We start from the raw sequence: 22,022 nt of genomic DNA on the forward strand, positions 1-22,022 counted from the left end.
TTTGGCCGGTTCTGCCGTGAAACCGCCAAAACTGCCGCTGAAAAGCAAAGCGGTAAAGCGCCTAAGCTGCAAACCATCCAAAACAATACCTGGCACTCATGAAGCGCCAAAAAGGAGATCGCATGCTCGAGCTCACTATAGAGCAGATATCCATGGGCCAATCGGCTGTGGATAAACCCGCTGCCTTGCAACTGCTCGCCAATCACCTGGTGGCCGATGGTCTGGTTGCCGACGGTTACCTCGCTGGATTGCAGGCACGGGAAGCCCAGGGCTCGACCTTTCTCGGTCAAGGTATTGCCATTCCCCACGGCACTCCGGAAACCCGCGATCAGGTGTTCGCCACTGGCGTGCGCCTGATGCAGTTCCCGGAAGGCGTGGATTGGGGCGATGGCCAGATCGTTTATCTGGCGATTGGTATCGCTGCCAAATCCGACGAACACCTGCGCCTGCTGCAACTGCTGACCCGTGCCCTCGGCGAGACCGATCTGGGCCAGGCCCTGCGTCGCGCCAGTTCACCTGAGGCGCTGCTGAAACTGCTGCAAGGCGCGCCGCAGGAACTGGCGCTGGACGCGCAGATGATTGGCCTCGGTGTCTCCGCCGATGATTTCGAAGAACTGGTCTGGCGTGGCGCGCGTCTGTTGCGTCAGGCCGATTGTGTGAGCAACGGTTTTGCCGGTGTGTTGCAGCAGGTCGAAGCGCTGCCGCTGGGCGATGGTTTGTGGTGGCTGCACAGCGAGCAGACCGTGAAGCGTCCGGGGCTGGCATTCGTGACGCCGGACAAACCGATGCGCTACCTCGGTCAGCCGCTCAGCGGTCTGTTCTGCCTGGCCAGCCTTGGCGAAGCGCACCAAGCGCTGCTCGAACGTTTGTGTGCGTTGCTGATCGAAGGTCGCGGCCATGAATTGGGCCGCGCCACCAGCAGTCGCAAAGTTCTCGAAGTGCTCGGTGGTGAATTGCCCGCCGATTGGCCGAGCGCGCGTATTGCCCTGGCCAACGCCCATGGCTTGCACGCGCGGCCGGCGAAGATCCTCGCGCAACTGGCGAAGAGTTTTGACGGCGAAATTCGCGTGCGCATCGTCGACGGTCAGGACAGCGCCGTGTCGGTGAAGAGTTTGAGCAAACTGCTCAGCCTTGGCGCCCGTCGTGGTCAGGTGCTGGAGTTGATCGCCGAGCCGAGCATTGCCGCCGACGCTTTGCCGGCACTCTTGGCTGCCATCGAAGAAGGCCTCGGCGAAGAAGTCGAGCCGCTGCCAGCGGTGAGTCAACAGCGCGAGGTCATTGCCGACATCGCCGAAGTGCTGATCGCTCCGGCATCCGGCGCACAGTTGCAAGCAATCCCGGCAGCACCCGGCATCGCCATCGGGCCTGCGCATATTCAAGTTCAGCAAACCATCGATTACCCCTTGCGCGGCGAGTCCGCCGCCGTCGAGCGCGAACGTCTCAAGCAAGCGCTCAGCGATGTGCGCAGCGACATTCAGGGCCTGATCGAACGCAGCAAAGCCAAAGCCATCCGCGAGATTTTCATCACCCATCAGGAAATGCTCGACGACCCGGAACTCACCGATGAAGTCGACACCCGCCTCAAGCAGGGCGAAAGCGCCGAAGCGGCGTGGATGGCGGTGATCGAGGCGGCTGCCAAACAACAGGAATCGCTGCAAGACGCGTTGCTCGCAGAGCGCGCGGCGGACTTGCGTGACGTCGGTCGCCGCGTGCTGGCGCAACTGTGTGGCGTGCAAACGGCGAGCGAGCCTGAGCAACCGTACATTCTGGTGATGGACGAGGTCGGCCCGTCCGACGTCGCGCGGCTGGACCCGGCACGTGTCGCGGGGATTCTTACCGCACGCGGCGGCGCCACCGCGCACAGTGCAATTGTTGCGCGTGCCCTAGGGATTCCGGCGCTGGTCGGCGCTGGTGCGGCAGTGTTGCTGCTGAAACCGGGCACGCCGTTGCTGCTCGACGGTCAACGCGGTCGCCTGCACGTCGACGCCGATGCGGCGACGTTGCAACGCGCCACCGAAGAACGCGACAACCGCGAGCAACGCCTGAAGATTGCCGCTGAACAACGCCATCAACCGGCTCACACCACCGACGGTCACGCGGTCGAAGTGTTCGCCAACATCGGCGAAAGCGCGGGCGTGATCAGCGCGGTGGAGCAGGGCGCCGAAGGCATCGGTCTGCTGCGTACCGAACTGATTTTCATGGCCCATCCGCAAGCGCCGGACGAGGCGACGCAAGAAACCGAATATCGTCGTGTGCTCGACGGTCTCGCCGGTCGCCCGTTGGTGGTGCGCACGCTGGACGTCGGCGGCGACAAACCGCTGCCGTATTGGCCGATCGCCAAAGAAGAAAATCCGTTCCTCGGCGTGCGCGGCATTCGCCTGACCTTGCAGCGACCGCAGATCATGGAAGCGCAATTGCGCGCCCTGCTGCGTTCGGCGGATAACCGTCCGTTGCGAATCATGTTCCCGATGGTCGGCAGCGTTGAAGAGTGGCGTCAGGCCCGCGACATGACCGAACGTCTGCGCCTGGAAATCCCGGTTGCTGATCTGCAACTGGGGATCATGATCGAAGTGCCGTCCGCTGCTTTGCTCGCACCGGTATTGGCCAAGGAAGTCGACTTCTTCAGCGTCGGCACCAACGACCTCACGCAATACACTCTGGCCATCGACCGTGGTCACCCGACCCTGTCGGCGCAGGCGGATGGCTTGCACCCGGCGGTGCTGCAACTGATCGACATCACCGTGCGCGCGGCCCATGCCCATGGCAAATGGGTCGGTGTCTGCGGCGAGCTGGCAGCGGACCCGCTGGCCGTGCCGGTGTTGGTTGGCCTCGGCGTCGATGAACTCAGCGTGTCCGGGCGCAGCATTGCCGAAGTCAAGGCGCGCATCCGCGAACTCAGCCTGAACCAGGCGCAAACCCTTGCTCAACAGGCCCTGGCCGTGGGCAGCGCCAACGAAGTACGCGCACTAGTGGAGGCCCTGTAATGGCCAAGATTCTTACCCTGACCCTCAACCCGGCGCTCGACCTCACCGTTGAGTTGCCGCGACTGGAGGCCGGTCAGGTCAATCGCAGCGACGAGATGCACACTCACGCCGCCGGCAAAGGCGTGAACGTCGCGCAAGTGCTGGCCGACCTTGGTCATCAACTCACGGTCAGCGGGTTTCTCGGCGAAGACAACCTGCAAGCGTTCGAAACCCTGTTCGCCAAGCGCGGATTTGTCGACGCGTTTATCCGCGTGCCGGGTGAGACGCGCAGCAATGTCAAGGTAGCCGAACAGGATGGCCGCATCACCGACATCAACGGCCCGGGGCCGGTGGTCGACGCGGCTGCACAGCAAGCGTTGCTGGAGCGTCTGGTGCAGATTGCGCCGGGACATGACGCGGTGGTGGTCGCCGGCAGTTTGCCGCGTGGCGTAACCGCGCAGTGGTTGCGTGAACTGATCGAGCGGCTCAACCAGCTCGGTCTGAAAGTCGCTCTCGACTCCAGCGGCGAAGCGTTGCGCGAAGCTTTGAAAGCCAGTCCATGGTTGATCAAACCGAACACCGAAGAACTCGCCGACGCCCTCGGTTGCGACGTGGTTTCTCACACGGCGGAAGCGCAAGCAGCGGCGCGTTTGCATGCGCAAGGCATCGAGCACGTGGTGATTTCTCACGGTGCTGATGGCGTGAACTGGTTCAGCGTCGGTTCGGCACTGCATGCCACGCCGCCGAAGGTCAGCGTCGCCAGCACGGTCGGTGCCGGCGATTCCTTGCTGGCCGGCATGCTCCACGGTTTGCTCAGCGCCGACACGCCTGAACAAACTCTGCGCACGGCCACCGCAATTGCGGCGATGGCGGTGACCCAGATCGGTTTCGGCATCAACGACGCTGCGCAACTGGCGCAGCTCGAACAGGGCGTGCGCGTGCGTCCCCTGACAGAACAATAAGAGGGTTTGTCATGAAATTAGCCATTGTTACGGCTTGCCCGAACGGCATGGTCACCAGTGTGCTGTGCGCGCGTTTGCTCGATGCGGCGGCGCAGCGTCAGGGCTGGAGCACCAGCGTTGAAGTGGTCGATGCGGCGCACCCCGAACGCGAATTGTCGGCGGCGACCATTGCCGCGGCCGAGTGGGTTTTGCTGGTCGCCACCGGCGCGGTCGACATGACGCGTTTTGTCGGTAAACGTGTTTTCCAGATTGCCCCGGCGCAGGCGTTGCAGGATGTTGAAGCGGTGCTGCGTCGTGGTGCTGAAGAGGCTGAAGTTTACGTCGCCGGCGCTGTTGAACCGGTTGCTGATGCGCCGCGCGCGCCACGCCTCGTCGCCATCACCGCGTGCCCGACCGGTGTCGCCCACACCTTCATGGCCGCCGAAGCTTTGCAGCAAACTGCCAAGCGTCTGGGCTATGAATTGCAGGTCGAAACCCAAGGCTCGGTGGGCGCGAAAACCCCATTGAGCGCAGCGGCGATTGCCGAAGCCGACGTGGTGTTGCTGGCGGCGGATATCGAAGTCGCCACCGAGCGATTCGCCGGCAAGAAAATTTATCGCTGCGGCACTGGCATTGCGTTGAAACAGTCCGAGGCGACGCTGAAAAAAGCGCTGGCCGAAGGTGTTGTGGAAAGTGCTGCGGGTGACGGCAAGGCACCGGCCAAGCAAGAAAAAACCGGCGTCTACAAACACCTGCTGACCGGCGTGTCGTTCATGCTGCCGATGGTGGTGGCCGGCGGTTTGATGATCGCGCTGTCGTTTGTGTTCGGCATCACCGCGTTCAAGGAAGAAGGCACGCTGGCGGCCGCGCTGATGCAGATCGGCGGCGAGACCGCGTTCAAGTTGATGGTGCCGTTGCTGGCCGGTTACATCGCCTATTCGATTGCCGACCGTCCGGGCCTGGCGCCGGGGATGATCGGTGGTTTGCTGGCGAGCACGCTGGGCGCCGGGTTTATCGGCGGGATCGTCGCCGGTTTTATCGCCGGGTACGCGGCGAAGGCGATCAGCCGTTATGTCGCGTTGCCGCAAAGTCTCGAAGCGCTGAAACCGATTCTGATCATCCCGTTGTTCGCCAGTCTGTTTACCGGGCTGGTGATGATTTACGTGGTCGGCAAACCGGTCGCCGGCATGCTCGGGGCGCTAACGCATTTCCTCGATAGCATGGGCACCACCAACGCGATTCTGCTCGGTGTGTTGCTCGGCAGCATGATGTGCGTCGACCTCGGCGGGCCGATCAACAAAGCCGCGTATGCGTTCTCTGTGGGGCTGCTGGCGTCGCAGAGTTATGCGCCGATGGCGGCGACGATGGCGGCGGGCATGGTGCCACCGATTGGCTTGGGTATCGCTACGTTTATTGCGCGGAGAAAGTTTGCCCAGACTGAGCGCGAGGCCGGCAAAGCGGCGCTGGTGCTGGGGTTGTGCTTTATCTCCGAGGGGGCGATTCCGTTTGCCGCGAAAGACCCGTTGCGGGTGATCCCGGCGAGCATTGCCGGCGGTGCGTTGACCGGTGCGTTGTCGATGTACTTCGGCTGCAAACTGATGGCGCCGCACGGTGGCTTGTTTGTGCTGGCGATCCCGAATGCGATCAATCATGCGCTGCTGTATTTGCTGGCGATTGTCGCCGGTAGTTTGTTGACCGCTGTGGTCTATGCGACGGTCAAACGCCCGGAAGCCGTCGAGTTGGCCCTGGAACCCGCCAAGGCCTGACTGACAACACAAATCCCCTGTGGGAGCGAGCCTGCTCGCGAATGCAATCTGCCAGCGACATGTATGTTGACTGGCACACCGCTTTCGCGAGCAGGCTCGCTCCCACAATGGTTAGTGGTGTCATGGCGAGTTCATATAGGCGTGCTTAAGTTTTCCTTTTTTCAGGGAGAACACCATGAGCGATTTCAACCCCGGTCGCCGGCGTGTCATGCAAGTCGTCGGCGCCGGATTGCTGATGCCAGGCCTGGCGCCGGCGGTGATTGCTTCGGTCAAGGACCGCCCGCAACTGACCGATGGCGTGCAGTCCGGCGACCTGCAAGGCGACCGCGCGATGATCTGGAGCCGCAGCGATCGTCCCGCGCATATGGTGGTCGAGTGGGACACTCGCAGCCAGTTTCGTCACCCGCGCCGTGTGGTCTCGGCGCTCGCCGATGCCCGCAGCGACTTCACCGCCCGCGTTGAGCTCACCGGGCTGCCCGCCGATCAGGCGATTTTCTATCGCGTGTACTTCAAGGACGCCCGCACCGGTGTCGCCAGCGAACCGTGGCTCGGCCACCTGCGCAGCGCACCGACGGCACGGCGCAATATTCGTTTCGTCTGGAGCGGCGACACCGTCGGCCAGGGCTTCGGCATCAACCCGGACATCGGCGGCATGCGCATCTATGAAGCCATGCGTCTGCGCCTGCCGGACTTCTTTATCCACAGCGGCGACACCATCTACGCCGACGGCCCGGTGCCCGCGCAGCTCACCACCGAAAACGGTCGCATCTGGCGCAACCTTACCACCGAAGCCAAGAGCAAAGTCGCACAGACCCTCGACGACTATCGCGGCAACTACCGCTACAACCTGATGGACGAAAACATCCGCCGCTTCAACGCCGAAGTGCCGCAGATCTGGCAGTGGGACGACCATGAGGTGGTCAACAACTGGTCGCCGGGCAAGCAACTCGACGAGCGTTATCAGGAGAAAGATATCCACACCCTGGTCGGCCGTGCACGTAAGGCCTGGCTGGAATATTCACCGATGCGTTTGCAGGCCGCCGACGGTGGCGGGCGGATTTATCGCAAGCTCAGTTACGGGCCGATGCTCGATGTGTTCGTGCTCGACATGCGCAGTTACCGCGGCGCCAATGACGACAACCTTGGCGCGGCGAAACCGTTCCTGGGTCGCGAGCAACTGGACTGGCTCAAGCGCGGCTTGAAGAAATCCAAAGCGCAATGGAAGGTCATCGCCGCGGACATGCCGATTGGTCTGGGCGTGCCGGATGGCGAGGTCAGCCCGGGTGTGGCGCGTTGGGAAGCGGTGGCTAATGGTGACCCGGGACCGGCGCAGGGGCGCGAGGTGGAAATCGCCGAATTGCTCGGTTATCTGCGCGCGCAGCAGGTGCGCAATTTTGTCTTTCTAACGGCGGACGTGCATTACTGCGCGGCGCATCACTATCACCCTGATCGCGCGGCGTTTCAGGATTTCGAACCGTTCTGGGAGTTTGTCGCGGGGCCGCTGAACGCCGGGAGCTTTGGGCCTAATCCGCTGGATAAGACCTTTGGTCCGGAGGTGGTGTTCGAGAAGGCTCCGCCGGCGCAGAACACGTCACCGTTTGCCGGGTTTCAGTTTTTTGGCGAGGTGAATATTGACGGGGGGAGTGGGGAGATGAGTGTGGTGTTGCGGGATTTGAATGGGGTGGCGGTTTTTGAGAAGAAGTTGCAGCCCGCTTAAAGATCAAAAGCTGACCCTCACCCCAGCCCTCTCCCGGAGGGAGAGGGGGCTGACCGAGTTGTCTTGCGTCATACATCGACCTGTGAGATCGAGTCGATTATGAGATCAGCACAAAGCCTTTCTCGATTATGGATTCGGTAAAGCAGTCGCAGGTCGGCGTACATCTCAAGCATCCCCCAATCAGTCCCCTCTCCCTTTGGGAGAGGGTTAGGGTGAGGGGCTCTTTAATAGACGTCGCGGCGATAGCGGCCCTGCTCAATCAGGCGTTCGACTTCAGCGGCACCGAGGATGTCGTTGAGTGCCTGGTCCACGCCTGATGCCATCCCCTGCAAACTGCCGCAGATATAGATGACAGCACCGTCGGCCAGCCACTTCTTCAACTCCTCAGCCGACTCACGCAAACGATCCTGCACATAAACCTTCTCCGCCTGATCCCGCGAAAACGCCAGATCCAGCCGCTCCAGATCACCATTGATCAACCACTCTTCCAGCTCCGCACGGCAGAGGAAATCGTGTTCACGATTACGCTCGCCAAACAGCAACCACTGGCGCTGTTGACCATCGGCAATCCGCGCCTTGAGCAAGCTGCGCAGTCCTGCGATGCCGGTGCCGTTGCCCAAAAGAATCATCGGCACTGGTTCGTTCGGCAGATGGAAACCACTGTTGCGCCGCACCCGCAAACTGATGCTGCCCCCCACCGGCGCATGCTCGGTCAGCCAGCCGGAACCAATGCCGAGGCTGCCATCCGAATGCTGCTCCTGACGCACGATCAACTCCAGCACGCCGTCGGCGGCAATCGAGGCGATCGAGTACTCGCGCATGGCCAGCGGCACCATCGCATCGACCAGCGATTGCGCATGCAAACCGACCAGATGGGCGCGGTGCTCGGGCAATTGCCGCGACGCCAGCGCGACTTCCAGAGGTTCGTCGAGGCCGTTGATTTTCACTGTGGTCTCGCCACGAATGCCGAGGCCGTCGAGGAAGTTTTCGATGGCCCACGGGCAGTTGCGTGGCAGTACTTCGACCAGGTCGCCGGCCAGCCAACTGCTGGTGTTCGGTGCGCTCAAGCCCAACAGATAAACCGGTGAGCCGCTGCTGTCCGGGTTCATCAGCTCACGGCGCAGCAGCGTCCAGTTGTCGTAGCTTGGCGCTTGCCAAGTGTCGATCGGCGCTTGCCCGGTGAGCAGGCCCAATTGAGTCTGCCAGTGACGCAGGGCATACGGATCACCGCTGTCGACTTCCACTGGCGCAAACAGGGTCTTGCCGCCGTGCTCGCTTAGCCATTGATGCAGGCGCTTGGCGAAACCACAGAAGTGCTGATACTGACGATCGCCGAGACCGAGCACCGAGTAATTCAGGCTGTCGAGCGTTGCCGCCTTGCCGAGCACTTTGCGCTCAAATCCGCGCGCGCTGTCCGGTGCTTCGCCGTCGCCAAACGTGCTCACCACAAACAGCGCGTTGTTCGATTCACGCAGATCCTGCTCGCTGACATTGGCCAGTGGCTGCACCTTCACCGGCAATCCGGCGGCTTGCAATTGCCCGGCGGTCTGCCACGCCAGTTGCTCGGCAAAACCGCTCTGGCTGGCGAAACCGATCAGCCACGCCGAAGCATCGCCGGCCGGTTGAGCGAGGCCTTTGCGCGCATCCTTGATCTGCTTTTTCTTGCGCCGACGATCGAGGTACAGCAGCCATCCGGTGATGAAAAACAGCGGCATGCACACCGCTGCGAGCGTGATGATGATCCGCCCGACCAGGCCGAAGTAACTGCCGACGTGCAGCGCATAAATGCTGGTCAGCAGTTGCGCCTTGAAGCTCTTGTCGGCGTAGCGGTCGACACGTTTGACGATGCCGGTGGCCGGGTCGAGGGTGATCTGGTTAAGCGCGCGATCGTGCGGCGAAGTTTCCAGCAGATAGAAAACGATCGCCGGTTGACCGGCCACTGGCGGCATCCGAATGTTGTAGGCAGACAAGCCGGGACCGGCAGCGCTGTAAATGCTGCTCCACATTGCCGCATAGTCAGCGGTCGGCGCTGGACCTTCCGGCGCCGGGCCGCGACCGCCGCGCACGCGCTCGTTTTGCGGCGCGTCGGAGAGCAATTTGGTCAGGCCTTTGTTATACCACTCGTACGACCACGACAACCCGGTCAACGCCAGCAGCAGATAAACCAGCAGGCACCAGGTACCGGCCACCGAATGCAGATCCCAGTTGAAGGCGCGGCCCTTTTTCTTCCAGTCCAGCGTCAGCCAGACGCGCCAGCTGTTCCACTGACGCGGCCAGCGCAGGTACAGGCCGGAGAGGCAGAAGAACAACAGAATCAGCGTGCAGGCGCCGGTGATGTTGCGCCCGGTATCGCCCATCGCGAGGAAGCGGTGCAACTGCAGCATCAGGCCGAAGAAATCCTGGCCGACGGCATCGCCCATGAACTCGCCGGTGTAGGGATCGAAGTAGCGCATCTCGCCACGACGTTCGCCTTTGGGCGGGGTGAAGTAGACGCGCGCCGCGCTGCCGCTGTCGGTTTCAACCCAGAGCATCGAGACCTTTTTGCCGGACGTGGCTTCGATGCGCTCGACCAGCTCCACCGGTGGCAAGACACCGGCGACCTGTTTTTCTACTTGCAGGACGGACGGATTCAGCGCCCGCAGGATTTCGTCCTGAAACGAATAGGCCGCGCCGGTGATGCCCATCAACGCCAGCACCAGGCCTGCGGTGATGCCAAAAAACCAGTGCAACTGGAACAGGGTTTTCTTCAACACGTCACTCGCCGTCCATTCGGAAATTGTCTTCACGGCGCGCATTATGCCGTGGGTTATCGAGAAGCGTTCTTTCTTACGCACAAAAGCCCCGTTCAATTGAATGAACGGGGCTGAGCCTTGCGGCGCATACCTTGTGGGAGCGAGCCTGCTCGCGAAGGCGGCGTGTCAGTCAGCCTCGACTTGACTGACCCAGCGCTTTCGCGAGCAGGCTCGCCCCCACAGGTTTCCACATCGGTCAGAAGTGGAAGTTGGTGCTCAACAGTGCCGTACGGCCCGCCGCCTGGTTGGCGAAGTGGGTCGAGAAGGCTTTGTCGTAGTAGGTTTCGTTGGTCAGGTTTTGCACGTTGAGTTGCAGGTCGACGTTCTTGGTCAGCTTGTAAGCCGCCATCGCGTCGTAGCGAACATACGAGTCAACCATGGTGGTGTTGGCCACGCTGCCGTACACGTCGTCGACGTAGAACGCACCGCCACCGATGGTCAGCTTCGGCGTGACCTGGTAAGTGGTCCACAGGCTGGCGCTGTTTTTCGGCGTGTTAGGCAGTTCGTTGCCATCGTTGGCCTTGCCCAGCGGGCCGCCATCGACTTGTTCGCTGTCCATGAAGGCGTAACCGGCGAACACTTGCCACTTGTCAGTGATCTTGCCGCTGGCCGAGAGCTCGACACCTTGCACACGGGTCTTGCCGGCGTTTTCGTACGACGTGGTGTCGACTTGCACACGAGCGTTTTCTTTCTCGGTGCGGAAGATGTCAGCGGTCAGCGACAGGCGATCGTTGAGCAGATCCCACTTGGTGCCGATTTCATAGTTCTTGGTGGTTTCCGGCTCCATGTCGCTGCTCAGCAGGTTGCCGCTGCGATCCGGGGTGCCGCCCAAGGGGTTGCCTTCCTGACCCTCGCCCAAGGTGTTGCCCGGTGGCGTGGCCGAGGTGGCGTAGGAGGCGTAGATGCTGCCGTTTTCCGCCGGCTTGTAGACGACGCCGAACTGACCGGTGACGAACTCGCTGGTGTCATCACCCTTGGACGTGGTGGTGCCGGCAGCGTTGTAGGTCTTGTAGTCAGTGTCGAAGTGGTCGTAACGCAGCCCCATGTTCACCAGCCACTGCTCGTTCAGCTCCAGCGTATCGAATACATACAGCGCGTAGGTGTTGGCCTGGGTGTCGGTGCCGGCGTAGTTGCGCGAGATTGCGCCGTTCCACGGGTCGTTCGGGTTCGGGTTCGACAGCGAGGTGCAGTTGTAGTTACTCGACGCGCCGATCATCGACGGTGTGCAGTTGCTGCTCGCGGCCACATTAGTGGTGCGCGGCGTGGTGTCGGTGTTGACGTTATACGAGGACTTCTGGCTTTCCTCACGGGTGTATTCAACGCCGGTGGAAAAGCTGTTCTTGAAGCCGGCGACGTAGAAGTTACCGAACAGGTCAGTCTGGTTGGTGGTGGTCTCGGTATTGCTCACCCGAGTATTCGCCCGACGCCAGAGGCTGCCATTGTTGACGTTGCCCTTGCTGTCGTCCGGCTGGGTCAGGATGTAATCCTGCATGCTGGTGCCGTGGCGCAGGGTGTTCTTGATCGTCAGCGAGTCGCTCAGATCGTGTTCGATGGCGAAGGTTGCGGTGTCGGTGCGGCCCTTGCGGAAGTCGCGATCCAGACCGTAGAAGTTGCTGTGATCACCGCCGGCGTATGGCTTGTCCGGATTGGACTTGGTGCGTGCAGCGGAGCCGCCGGCCGGAATGGTGTACGGCACGCCCGAATCCGGGGTGTCGTTGCTTTCGAGATGGTAGTAGTCGAGGTTGACGCGGGTGTCGGTGCCCAGGCCAAACGCCAGGGACGGCGCGATACCCCAGCGGTCGTAATCGACCTTGTCGCGACCGGCGACATTGCTCTCGTGGCTCATCAGGTTCAGACGGCCAGCAGCGGTGTCGCTGAACTGGTAGTTGCCGTCGAGGGTGTAACGCTGGGTCTGGTCGGAGCCCCAGGTGAAGCCGCCATCGAACGAGTTGCCCAGGTGGGCTTTCTTGCTCACCAGGTTGATGCTGCCGCCTGCCGCGCCACGACCGCCGATGGCGGAGTTAGGGCCCTTGCTGACTTCGATGTTTTCCACGGCGAAGATCTCGCGGCTCTGCGAACCGGTGTCGCGCACGCCGTCGAGGTAGGTGTCGCCCTGGGCGTCGAAACCACGAATGAACGGACGGTCGCCCTGTGGGTTGCCGCCTTCACCGGCGCCGAAGGTGATGCCCGGCACGGTGCGCAGCGCGTCCTGCATGTTCAGGGCGCCGGTGTCTTTGAGTACTTGTTGCGGAATCACGGTGACCGAGCGCGGCGTGTCGACCAGCGGCGCGGTGTACTTGGGCGAGGAGGCTTTTTCGACCTGGTAGGACGTCGAGTCCTGGGCTTCGCCAGTGATGGCGGTTGCGTCCAGGGCGATGGCATTGCCGGCGGCTTTGCTGTCGGTTTTTTCCGCAGCGAAGACCATCTGGCCAGCGGAGCCGGCGGTGATTGCCACACCGATTGCAGAGGCGAGCAGACGTGGTGAACTGACCGGTAATTGTGCGTGTTGACGTGCCATTTTTATTCCCCTCCCCAAGGATTTGAGGCGGCGGAATATAGGGTAAACAGGTATTCGTATCAATTGCGAAACATTGTTATTCGCACTGAATTTACATTCTTTACAATTTAACCTTACGGTTTTTGCCAGTTCATTCGTCTCTCGGGTTTTACACAGTCAATAAGAATCAATACCATTGCCGCCTCTTTGCCATCAGGTGACATCGCCATGCTGCTGCACATCCCCGCACTGTTCGCGAAAGAAGAAGTGCAGCGCATTCGTGAGGCACTGGAGCAGGCCGATTGGGCCGATGGCAAGATCACCGCCGGCTTTCAATCGGCCAAGGCAAAGCACAATCTGCAACTGCCAGAAGGTCATCCGCTGGCCAAGGAAATCGGCGTGGCGATGCTTGAACGGCTGTGGAAAAATCCGCTGTTCATGTCCGCCGCGCTGCCGCACAAAGTCTTCCCGCCGTTAGTGAACTGTTACACGGCCGGTGGCAGCTTCGATTTCCACATCGACAACGCCGTGCGCCAGCCCAAGGGCAGCATCGAACGGGTACGTACCGATCTGTCGGCGACGCTGTTTTTCAGTGAGCCTGAGGATTACGACGGCGGCGAACTGGAAATCCAGGACACCTACGGCACCCAGCAGGTGAAACTGCCGGCCGGCGATATGGTGTTGTACCCCGGCACCAGCCTGCACAAGGTCAACGCGGTCACTCGTGGTGCGCGTTATGCGTCGTTTTTCTGGACGCAAAGTCTGGTGCGGGAAGACAGTCAGCGTGCGTTGCTGTTCGAGATGGACGGGGCGATTCAACAGCTCACGCAGGACATGCCTGATCACCCTTCGCTGATCCGCCTCACCGGTACGTATCACAACTTGCTGCGGCGCTGGGTCGAGGTATGAGTTTCCAACTGCGTCGCGCGGAAGTCCTCGACGGCGAACAACTCAGTGCCATGCTCGGCGAAAGCCCGGCACGCGCGGCGCAGGCAATTCTGCTGGCGGCGGGTGAGGGCGAAGTTGAGGCGCAGGCGTTGCTTGGACAGATCCTGCTGGATGGCCAGGGCATCGCACAGGACCAAGCCCTGGCGCTGCGCTGGTTTGGCATCGCCGCCGGGCGTGGGCATCTGATGGCGCGCAACATGCTCGGGCGTTGTCATGAGCATGGTTGGGGCATTGCGGCGGATGCGTCGGTTGCTGCGCAGCATTATCGGATTGCAGCGGAGGCGGGGCTGGATTGGGCGATGTACAACCTCGCCAATCTGCTCGCGACGGGGCGGGGGGTGGCGGTGGATCATCGGCAGGCGCTGGCGCTGTATCGGCGTGCGGCTGAGTTGGGCCATGCGAAATCGATGAATTTGTTTGGGCGGTATCTGGAGGACGGGCAGGTGTGCCCGGCGAATCCGTTAGCGGCGCGCGATTGGTATCGGCGTTCGGCCGAGGGTGGGGATTTTCGTGGGCAGTTCAGTTTCGCGGCGGTGTTGGCGGATGAAGGGCGGATTGATGAGGCGGTCGATTGGCTTGAGAAAGCATTGGCCGGCGGTAATCTGAATTTTCTGCGGGTGGCGAGTCAGACGTTGGCGAGTGCTGTAGATCCGAAAATTCAGGCGTTGGCTGGGCGGTATGCGCTTCGGTGCCAATAGCCCTCACCCTAACCCTCTCCCAGAGGGAGAGGGGACTGACCGAGTTGGATGTTCCAGGTACACCGACCTGAGATATCCAGTCGACCTCAGGTTTTGAAAAGCCCCCGATCTGCTCCCTTTCCCCCTCGCCCCCTTGGGGGAGAGGGCTGGGGTGAGGGGGATAGATCGAAAGCACACCACAAATCTCAAAGCCAGACACAAAAAAGCCCATGACACGTCATGGGCTTTTCACTTGCAGCTAGCAGCTGCTCTTACACGTAAAACGATTTCAACGGCGGAAAACCATTGAACTCAACCGCGCTGTAACTGGTGGTGTAAGCACCGGTCGACAACCAGTACAGACGATCACCAATCGCCAGGTTCAGCGGCAGACCGTACTTGTAGTTCTCGTACATGATGTCGGCGCTGTCGCAAGTCGGGCCGGCGATCACCACTTCTTCCATCTCGCCTTTTTTCTCGGTCCAGATCGGGAACTTGATCGCTTCGTCCATGGTTTCGATCAGGCCGGAGAACTTGCCCACATCGGTATACACCCAGCGCTCAACGGCAGTGCGCGACTTGCGTGCAACCAGCACCACTTCGCTGACCAGAATACCGGCATTGGCGATCAGCGAACGGCCCGGCTCAAGAATGATTTCCGGCAGATCATCACCGAAATCTTCCTTGAGGAAGCGGATGATTTCTTCGGCGTAGGTTTCCAGGCTGTTGGTGCGGGTGATGTAGTTGGCCGGGAAGCCACCGCCCATGTTGATCAGCTTCAGATGGATGCCGTCTTCTTCTTTCAGACGCTCGAAGATTACTTTGACCTTGGCGATCGCCGCGTCCCAGACGCTGATGTCGCGCTGTTGCGAACCGACGTGGAAGGAGATGCCGTAAGGCACCAGGCCGAGGTCGCGAGCGAGGATCAGCAGGTCCATGGCCATGTCGGTCTGGCAGCCGAATTTGCGCGACAGTGGCCAGTCAGCCGTGGTCGAGCCTTCGGTGAGAATACGTACATAGACTTTCGAACCCGGTGCAGCCTTGGCGATGTTGCGCAGGTCGGCTTCGGAGTCGGTGGAGAACAGGCGCACGCCCTTCTCGTAGAAGTAGCGGATGTCCTTGGATTTCTTGATGGTGTTGCCGTAGCTGATACGGTCGGCGCTGACGCCGCGATCCATCACCTTGTCCAGCTCGTAGATCGAGGCGATGTCGAAGCTCGAACCTTTCTCTTTGAGCAGGTCGATGATCTCGACGGCCGGGTTGGCCTTGACCGCGTAGTAGACCTTGGCGAATTCGAAACCGGCGCGCAGGTCATCGTAGGCCTGGCTGATCATCGCGGTGTCGATCACCACGAACGGGGTTTCCTGTTTGTCGGCGAACGCCTTCATTTTGTCGAATGTAGCGCGCGCGAAATAGTCTTCGACCTGGATCGACATGCTGGGAGCTCCTATGGGCAAACAAGTAAAAACAATGGGTGCAAATGAACGTCCTCCGTATCCCCACTTTGGTTCGCCTACTTCCCAAGGCATGTCGCCGAAAGCAAAAAGGCCATGGGAGGTGCTGCTTTCCCTTGGCCTTGCTGTCTCGTCGTCAGTACTTGAGCCGGATGGATCGTTTCCAGCATGGACGTTCGGCGCGAACTTTAGGGCGTGAGGGGCGTGAGATCAACTAAAAATGTCGCGTTTTTGCACGCTTCTGACGTGCGTCGCGTTCATCACTCTTTGTAGCCGACCGAGATGACGGGCAGATGTTCCCCGCGAATTTTCAAGTGTTAAAAATACCTGCACGTTCGCGGATTATGTCGGCGAAGTCGCGGGTAAGTATGATGGCGGCAATATCGGCGACGTTGGCCGCGAGAGGTGAGGGTGAGGGGGGATTTTGGCTGTTTCGCGGGTTGTCTCATACATGCTGTCCGATCCGCAGGTGTTGAGATTCTTTTCCGCTAGGCGAATGAAGAAAAAATCACGCAGATCCTGTGGGAGCGAGCCTGCTCGCGAAGGCATTTTCACAGCCAACATCATTGTTGACTGATATTGCGCTTTCGCGAGCAGGCTCGCTCCCACAGGTTTCGTGTTTTATGCGACTACGGCCTCAGCTGGCGAGACGATGCTGGTCTTGCCGCCGCGAGATTTGCCGGAGCTCAGATACTCGGCAATCGACTCCTGCGTGACCTCACCGAGGAACACCCGCTCGGCGTCCATCACCGGCAGCCACGAACGGTTGAACTCGTACATGCGCGACAGCAGGATGCGCAAATGCTCGTCGTACGCCGCCGTGGCGTTGAACTCACGCAGGAACTGCGCGCAAGTGCCAGTCTGACGGTGCAGATCACGACGACGCACATAGCCCAATGCCTTGTTCTCGGCACAGGTGACCACGACATAGCGGCGGTCATGCTCGTCCATCAATTCCAGCGCATCGGCCACCGGGGTTTCCGGGCTGACCGACGGCGCGTTGTCCGCCGCATCTTCTGCCTTCACCAACAACAGGCGCTTGAGCGTGCTGTCCTGGCCGACGAAATTGCTGACAAAGTCGTCCGCCGGGTGCGCGAGCAGCGTGTCCGGGTGATCGATCTGCAGCAGTTTGCCGGCGCGGAAGATTGCGATCTTGTCACCGAGTTTGATCGCTTCATCGATGTCGTGGCTGACCATGATCACGGTCTTGTTCAGCGCGCGCTGCATTTCGAAGAATTCGTTCTGAATCATCTCGCGGTTGATCGGGTCGACCGCACCGAACGGCTCGTCCATTAGCAGCAGCGGCGCATCAGCGGCCAGTGCGCGGATCACGCCGATGCGCTGTTGCTGGCCACCGGACAATTCGCGCGGATAACGATGCAGATACTGCTTGGGCTCCAGCTTGATCATGCTCATCAATTCGCGGGCGCGGTCGTGGCATTTCTGTTTGTCCCAGCCGAGCAGTTTCGGCACGACGACGATGTTCTCTTCGATGGTCATGTTCGGGAACAGGCCGATCTGCTGGATCACGTAGCCGATGTTGCGCCGCAGGGTCACTTCGTCGAGATCGGTGGTGTCTTCACCGTTGATGAGGATCTTGCCCGAGGTTGGTTTGATCAGGCGATTGATCATCTTCAGCGTGGTGCTTTTGCCGCAACCCGATGGCCCGAGGAACACGCAGATTTCGCCTTCATTGACGGTCAGGCTCACCGAGTCCACGGCTTTGACATCTTTGCCGTTGCTTTGGAAAGTTTTGCTGAGGTTTTGAAGTTCGATCATTTGAGCAGTCCTTTTGGAGTCAACGAGCGTTGCAGCCATTGGAGAAACAGGTCAGCGAAAATGGCCAGAAGACTGACCAGCAGCGCGCCGACGATGAGCATCGACATATCACTGCGGCTGATGGAGGCGAGGATCAACACACCGAGGCCGCCGGCGCCGATGGTCGCGGCGATGGTCATCACGCCGATGTTCATCACCACGGCGGTGCGCACACCGGCGAGGATCACCGGCACGGCGATCGGCAATTCGACCATGCGCAGGCGCTGGCCGAAGGTCATGCCGATGCCGCGCGCGGCTTCACGGATACCTGGTTCGACGCCAGTGAGGGCGAGGTAGGTGTTACGCATGATCGGCAGCAATGAATAGAGAAATACTGCGGTGATCGCCGGCATCGGCCCGAGGCCCTGGCCGAACTTGGAGTAGAACGGCAGCAGCAGGCCGAACAGGGCAATCGACGGCACGGTCAGCAGCACCGTGGCGCTGGCCTGCAAAGGGCCGGCGAGGGTCGGAAAGCGTGTCATCAGAATGCCCAGCGGCACGCCAACGACAATCGCCAGGGTCACGGCGATGCCGACCAGGGTGATGTGCTGCCAGGTCAGGTGCATCACCTGCTGCCAGTCGAGGTGGGAAAAGGCGTTCAGGAATTCCATGACTTTTCCTCCTTAGTTGAGTGGGTGCTGGCGCAGGAAATCGGCGGCCACTTTCGAAGGGCTTTCGTGATCGACGTCGACCCGCGCGTTGAGCTGGCGCATGGTTTCGTCATCGAACAGTTCGGCCAGCGGCTTGAGTTGCTCGGCCAGTTGCGGGTGCTTATCGAGATAGGCCTGACGCACCACCGGCGCGGCGGTGTAGTCGGGGAAGTAGTGCTTGTCGTCTTCCAGCAGTTTCAGGCCGAAGGCGTTGAGGCGACCGTCGGTGGTGTAAACCAGACCGGCAAACACCTGGCCGTTACGCAGCGCGGTGTAGACCAGGCCCGCGTCCATCTGGCGGATGTTCTTGCGGGTCAGGTTCATGCCGTAGAGATCGACCATGCCGATCAGGCCGTCGGAGCGGTTGGCAAACTCGGTGTCCAGCGCCACCAGGTGATTGGTCTTGGCTTCGGCGCGCAGCACTTCGTTCAACTGGCTGATGTTGTTGATCTGCGGGTACTCCTCGGCGACTTTTTTCGGCAGCGCGAGGGCGTAGGTGTTGCTGAATTTCGACGGGGTCAGCCAGACCAGGCCTTTTTTCGCGTCGAGTTCTTTCACCCGGGCGTAGGACTGGGCGCTGTCGAGTTTTTCAGTGACATGGTTGTAGGCCACCAGCGATACACCGGTGTATTCCCAGAGCATGTCCAGCTGCCCGCTTTCGTGGGCGCTGCGGGCGAGGTTGCTGCCCAGACCGCCGGTGATCTGCGCGTCGTAACCCTTGCTGCGCAGGTACTGCGCGGTGATTTCGGCGAGCAGGGTTTGCTCGGTGAAGACCCGGGCGCCGAGGCGGATAACGGGTTTTTCAGCGGCTTGCGCCAATCCTGCGAACAGCAGGACGCAACTTAAGATCAAGCTAAGTCGTTTCATATTCATTCCTTCGCAAAAGCCTTAAGACGGGCGCAAACCGCGTTCCAGCCAGAGGCGGCTGGCGAGGGTGACGACGCCATCGAGCAGCAAGGCCAGCAGCGCGGTGCACGCGGCGCCGAGCAGCAGTTGCGGCTGATTGTTCAGGGCGATGCCAGGGAAGATCAGGCTGCCAAGGCTGTTGGCGCCGATCAGGAAGGCCAGCGGCGCGGTGCCGACGTTGATCGCCAAAGCCACGCGCACACCGCCGACAATGATCGGCACGGCGTTGGGCAATTCGACTTTCCACAGCACCTGGCGCGGGGTCATGCCGATGCCGACGGCCGCCTCTTTCAGCGAGCCCTGGACATTTTTCAGGCCTTCGTAGGTGTTGCGCACAATCGGCAACAGGGAGGCGAGGAACAAAGCGAAGATTGCCGGGCCGCTGCCGATGCCGAGGACGCCCAGGGCAATCGCAAGCACGGCCAGCGGCGGCACGGTGTTACCGATATTGAAGATCTGCATGAAGCGTTCAGCGCGGCCGACCATGGTCGGGCGACTGAGGAAGATGCCGGCGGGGATGCCCACAACAAGGGCGGCCAGCATTGAAGCGAGGACGAGAATCAGATGAGCTTGCAGGTAAAACAACAAATCGTCGCGGTAGTGTTCGATCGTGTTGATGCCGATCCAGTGGACCAGCAGGGCCAGGAGCGCGATCACCACCGCACCTCCCATCAGCCCTTTGCCATAGCGGATAGCCACAGGCGGACTCCTTTTTTTGTAGTCGGCGAACGCCCTCCCGTGTGGCATGCCATACATGGCTGCCGGGAATAAACGTTCGCGAGAAGCAGCTCCCTCAGCACCGGCAAAAAGCGGTCTGAAAGCGAGCCATGAGCGCAGCCTCGTCAGGCTAACTTGCTGATTTTTCAGCCCCTGACGAAAATTCGTAACAGGGGATGGACGTCTCCGTGCTTTAAAAGGTTCCCATCTGCGGCAGCATTTGGCCACCCTTAATGTGCTCAACGGTTCGGTTATTGCATCGAGTTGGGCTATAATCGCGGCCCTTTTTTGAATCACCGCCAGGCGATTTCCCATGACCAACCAGGCCGCCGAAGTCGCGAAACGCCGCACTTTCGCCATTATTTCCCACCCCGATGCCGGTAAAACCACGATCACCGAAAAGCTCCTGTTGATGGGCAAGGCGATTGCAGTGGCCGGTACGGTGAAATCCCGTAAATCCGATCGCCATGCGACATCCGACTGGATGGAGATGGAGAAGCAACGGGGTATTTCCATTACCACGTCGGTCATGCAGTTCCCGTATCGCGAACACATGATCAACCTGCTCGACACCCCGGGCCACGAAGACTTCTCCGAAGATACTTACCGCACCCTGACGGCGGTGGACTCGGCATTGATGGTTCTCGACGGCGGTAAAGGTGTCGAGCCGCGTACGATTGCGCTGATGGACGTCTGCCGTCTGCGTGATACGCCGATCGTCAGCTTCATCAACAAACTCGACCGTGACATCCGCGACCCGATCGAACTGCTCGACGAGATCGAAGCCGTGCTGAAGATCAAGGCTGCGCCGATCACCTGGCCGATCGGTTGCTACCGCGACTTCAAGGGCGTGTACCACCTGGCGGATGACTACATCATTGTCTACACCGCCGGTCACGGTCACGAACGCACCGAAACCAAGATCATCGAGAAGCTCGACTCCGACGAAGCCCGCGCGCATCTGGGCGACGAGTACGAGCGTTTCATCGAGCAGCTGGAACTGGTTCAGGGCGCCTGCCACGAATTCAACCAGCAGGAATTCCTCGACGGTCAGCTGACCCCGGTGTTTTTCGGTACGGCACTGGGCAACTTCGGTGTTGACCACGTTCTCGATGCTGTTGTTGATTGGGCGCCGCGTCCGCTGGCCCGTGTGGCCAACGAGCGTACCGTCGAGCCGGTCGAAGAGAAGTTCTCGGGCTTCATCTTCAAGATCCAGGCGAACATGGACCCGAAACACCGCGACCGTATCGCCTTCATGCGCATTTGCTCCGGCAAGTACGAGAAAGGCATGAAGATGCGCCACGTGCGCACCGGCAAGGACGTGCGTATCGGCGATGCCCTGACGTTCTTCTCCTCCGAGCGTGAGCAGCTTGAAGAAGCCTTTGCCGGCGACATCATCGGTCTGCACAACCACGGTACGATCCAGATTGGCGACACCTTCAGTGAAGGTGAAACCCTCGGGTTTACCGGTATCCCGCACTTTGCGCCGGAGCTGTTCCGTCGTGTGCGTCTGCGTGATCCGCTGAAGTCCAAGCAGTTGCGTCAGGGTCTGCAGCAGTTGGCCGAAGAGGGCGCGACGCAGGTGTTTTTCCCGGAGCGCAGCAACGACATCATTCTGGGCGCCGTGGGTGTGCTGCAGTTTGATGTGGTCGCCAGCCGTTTGAAGGAGGAATACAAGGTTGAGTGCTCGTATGAGCCGATCACTGTGTATTCCGCGCGCTGGATTGAGTGCAGTGACAAGAAGAAGCTTGAGGAGTTTTCCAACAAGGCTGTGGAGAACCTGGCGGTCGATGGCGGGGGGCACCTGACCTATCTCGCGCCGACGCGGGTTAATCTGGCGTTGATGGAAGAGCGTTGGCCGGATGTGAAATTCCGGGCGACGCGTGAGCATCACTAAGCTTTTAGTTGGTTTGTTCGAAGCCCTCTAGGTGCATGCCTAGGGGGCTTTTTTTGTTTGGTTGGTTTTGGGGGTATATCCGTTTCTGCGGGTGTTGCTGATTACGGTTTCGCCCTTACGGCGACTCACTTTTTTGACAAACGCCTCAAAAAAGTAAGCAAAAAAACGCTCGCTCCTACGTGCGGCCCGCTCGCTGGGGCTCGGGGTTCCTTCGCTCCGGGATCGATCCGGGCGCAGCGTCTCCGGTTTGCTTCGCTGCACCTCCTCTCGCTGTGTTTG

Annotated in this window: 14 protein-coding genes; 7 read left to right on the top strand and 7 right to left on the bottom strand. The window is 60.5% G+C overall.

Features of this window, described 5'->3' with window-relative positions; genetic code table 11:
- The first annotated feature begins 122 nt into the window (after positions 1–122).
- From ptsP to HU718_RS05095, 4 genes are all read left to right on the top strand, one after another.
- Positions 123–2,984: a phosphoenolpyruvate--protein phosphotransferase gene (ptsP, locus tag HU718_RS05080; RefSeq protein WP_186615921.1), complete on the top strand. Its 2,862-nt coding sequence runs from the start codon at positions 123–125 to the stop codon at positions 2,982–2,984.
- Entirely contained in the window at positions 2,984–3,925 is a 942-nt protein-coding gene (pfkB, locus tag HU718_RS05085) for a 1-phosphofructokinase (RefSeq protein WP_186615922.1), read from the top strand. Before ptsP ends, pfkB begins: the two co-directional genes overlap by 1 nt.
- Before the next feature lie 11 nt (positions 3,926–3,936).
- Entirely contained in the window at positions 3,937–5,670 is a 1,734-nt protein-coding gene (locus tag HU718_RS05090; protein ID WP_186615923.1) for a PTS fructose-like transporter subunit IIB, read from the top strand.
- A gap of 175 nt (positions 5,671–5,845) precedes the next feature.
- Positions 5,846–7,387: an alkaline phosphatase D family protein gene (locus HU718_RS05095; RefSeq protein ID WP_186615924.1), complete on the top strand. Its 1,542-nt coding sequence runs from the start codon at positions 5,846–5,848 to the stop codon at positions 7,385–7,387.
- A gap of 224 nt (positions 7,388–7,611) precedes the next feature.
- Here HU718_RS05095 and HU718_RS05100 read toward each other — a convergent pair whose 3' ends face one another.
- Positions 7,612–10,140, bottom strand: a complete 2,529-nt coding sequence (locus tag HU718_RS05100; protein ID WP_186615933.1) for a PepSY domain-containing protein — start codon at positions 10,138–10,140, stop codon at positions 7,612–7,614.
- A 235-nt stretch (positions 10,141–10,375) separates the two neighbouring features.
- On the bottom strand, positions 10,376–12,697 hold the full coding sequence (locus HU718_RS05105; protein ID WP_186615925.1) for a TonB-dependent receptor: 2,322 nt from the start codon (positions 12,695–12,697) through the stop codon (positions 10,376–10,378).
- Between the two features lie 207 nt (positions 12,698–12,904).
- Between HU718_RS05105 and HU718_RS05110 the strand changes: the two genes are divergently transcribed.
- Positions 12,905–13,585 (top strand): Fe2+-dependent dioxygenase, encoded by a 681-nt coding sequence (locus HU718_RS05110; protein WP_150705923.1) that lies wholly within the window; start codon positions 12,905–12,907, stop codon positions 13,583–13,585.
- Positions 13,582–14,322 carry a tetratricopeptide repeat protein gene (locus tag HU718_RS05115; protein WP_186615926.1) on the top strand — a complete coding sequence of 247 codons (741 nt, stop codon included), beginning with the start codon at positions 13,582–13,584 and terminating at the stop codon, positions 14,320–14,322. The genes HU718_RS05110 and HU718_RS05115 overlap by 4 nt, the downstream gene beginning before the upstream one ends.
- Before the next feature lie 251 nt (positions 14,323–14,573).
- On the opposite strand, the gene HU718_RS05120 is transcribed toward HU718_RS05115, so the two are convergent.
- From HU718_RS05120 to HU718_RS05140, 5 genes are all read right to left on the bottom strand, one after another.
- A complete protein-coding gene (locus HU718_RS05120) occupies positions 14,574–15,737 on the bottom strand; it encodes a type III PLP-dependent enzyme (protein ID WP_016986476.1) in 1,164 nt (387 codons plus the stop codon).
- Between the two features lie 639 nt (positions 15,738–16,376).
- Positions 16,377–17,534 (bottom strand): osmoprotectant ABC transporter ATP-binding protein OsmV, encoded by a 1,158-nt coding sequence (locus tag HU718_RS05125; RefSeq protein WP_150691842.1) that lies wholly within the window; start codon positions 17,532–17,534, stop codon positions 16,377–16,379.
- Positions 17,531–18,184: an ABC transporter permease gene (locus HU718_RS05130; RefSeq protein ID WP_007915307.1), complete on the bottom strand. Its 654-nt coding sequence runs from the start codon at positions 18,182–18,184 to the stop codon at positions 17,531–17,533. Before HU718_RS05130 ends, HU718_RS05125 begins: the two co-directional genes overlap by 4 nt.
- A gap of 12 nt (positions 18,185–18,196) precedes the next feature.
- Complete coding sequence (locus tag HU718_RS05135) at positions 18,197–19,090, bottom strand: glycine betaine ABC transporter substrate-binding protein (RefSeq protein WP_186615927.1); 894 nt, start codon at positions 19,088–19,090, stop codon at positions 18,197–18,199.
- A gap of 21 nt (positions 19,091–19,111) precedes the next feature.
- The gene (locus HU718_RS05140; protein WP_169844036.1) at positions 19,112–19,801 is read right to left on the bottom strand and encodes an ABC transporter permease; all 690 of its coding nucleotides are present in this window, start codon (positions 19,799–19,801) and stop codon (positions 19,112–19,114) included.
- 358 nt (positions 19,802–20,159) lie between these two features.
- On the opposite strand from HU718_RS05140, the gene HU718_RS05145 reads away from it, so the two are divergent.
- On the top strand, positions 20,160–21,743 hold the full coding sequence (locus HU718_RS05145; RefSeq protein ID WP_007915312.1) for a peptide chain release factor 3: 1,584 nt from the start codon (positions 20,160–20,162) through the stop codon (positions 21,741–21,743).
- The last annotated feature ends 279 nt before the right edge of the window (positions 21,744–22,022 follow it).

Origin of the sequence: Pseudomonas tensinigenes (assembly GCF_014268445.2) — a bacterium.
GTDB lineage: Bacteria > Pseudomonadota > Gammaproteobacteria > Pseudomonadales > Pseudomonadaceae > Aquipseudomonas > Aquipseudomonas tensinigenes.

Coding starts and splice junctions, on each gene's coding strand:
- HU718_RS05135 (WP_186615927.1), bottom strand. CDS start 19,090: ATGAAACGACTTAGCTTGATCTTAAGTTGCGTCCTGCTGTTCGCAGGA.
- HU718_RS05145 (WP_007915312.1), top strand. CDS start 20,160: ATGACCAACCAGGCCGCCGAAGTCGCGAAACGCCGCACTTTCGCCATT.
- HU718_RS05130 (WP_007915307.1), bottom strand. CDS start 18,184: ATGGAATTCCTGAACGCCTTTTCCCACCTCGACTGGCAGCAGGTGATG.
- HU718_RS05090 (WP_186615923.1), top strand. CDS start 3,937: ATGAAATTAGCCATTGTTACGGCTTGCCCGAACGGCATGGTCACCAGT.
- HU718_RS05140 (WP_169844036.1), bottom strand. CDS start 19,801: ATGGGAGGTGCGGTGGTGATCGCGCTCCTGGCCCTGCTGGTCCACTGG.
- pfkB (WP_186615922.1), top strand. CDS start 2,984: ATGGCCAAGATTCTTACCCTGACCCTCAACCCGGCGCTCGACCTCACC.
- ptsP (WP_186615921.1), top strand. CDS start 123: ATGCTCGAGCTCACTATAGAGCAGATATCCATGGGCCAATCGGCTGTG.
- HU718_RS05105 (WP_186615925.1), bottom strand. CDS start 12,697: ATGGCACGTCAACACGCACAATTACCGGTCAGTTCACCACGTCTGCTC.
- HU718_RS05115 (WP_186615926.1), top strand. CDS start 13,582: ATGAGTTTCCAACTGCGTCGCGCGGAAGTCCTCGACGGCGAACAACTC.
- HU718_RS05125 (WP_150691842.1), bottom strand. CDS start 17,534: ATGATCGAACTTCAAAACCTCAGCAAAACTTTCCAAAGCAACGGCAAA.
- HU718_RS05095 (WP_186615924.1), top strand. CDS start 5,846: ATGAGCGATTTCAACCCCGGTCGCCGGCGTGTCATGCAAGTCGTCGGC.
- HU718_RS05110 (WP_150705923.1), top strand. CDS start 12,905: ATGCTGCTGCACATCCCCGCACTGTTCGCGAAAGAAGAAGTGCAGCGC.
- HU718_RS05120 (WP_016986476.1), bottom strand. CDS start 15,737: ATGTCGATCCAGGTCGAAGACTATTTCGCGCGCGCTACATTCGACAAA.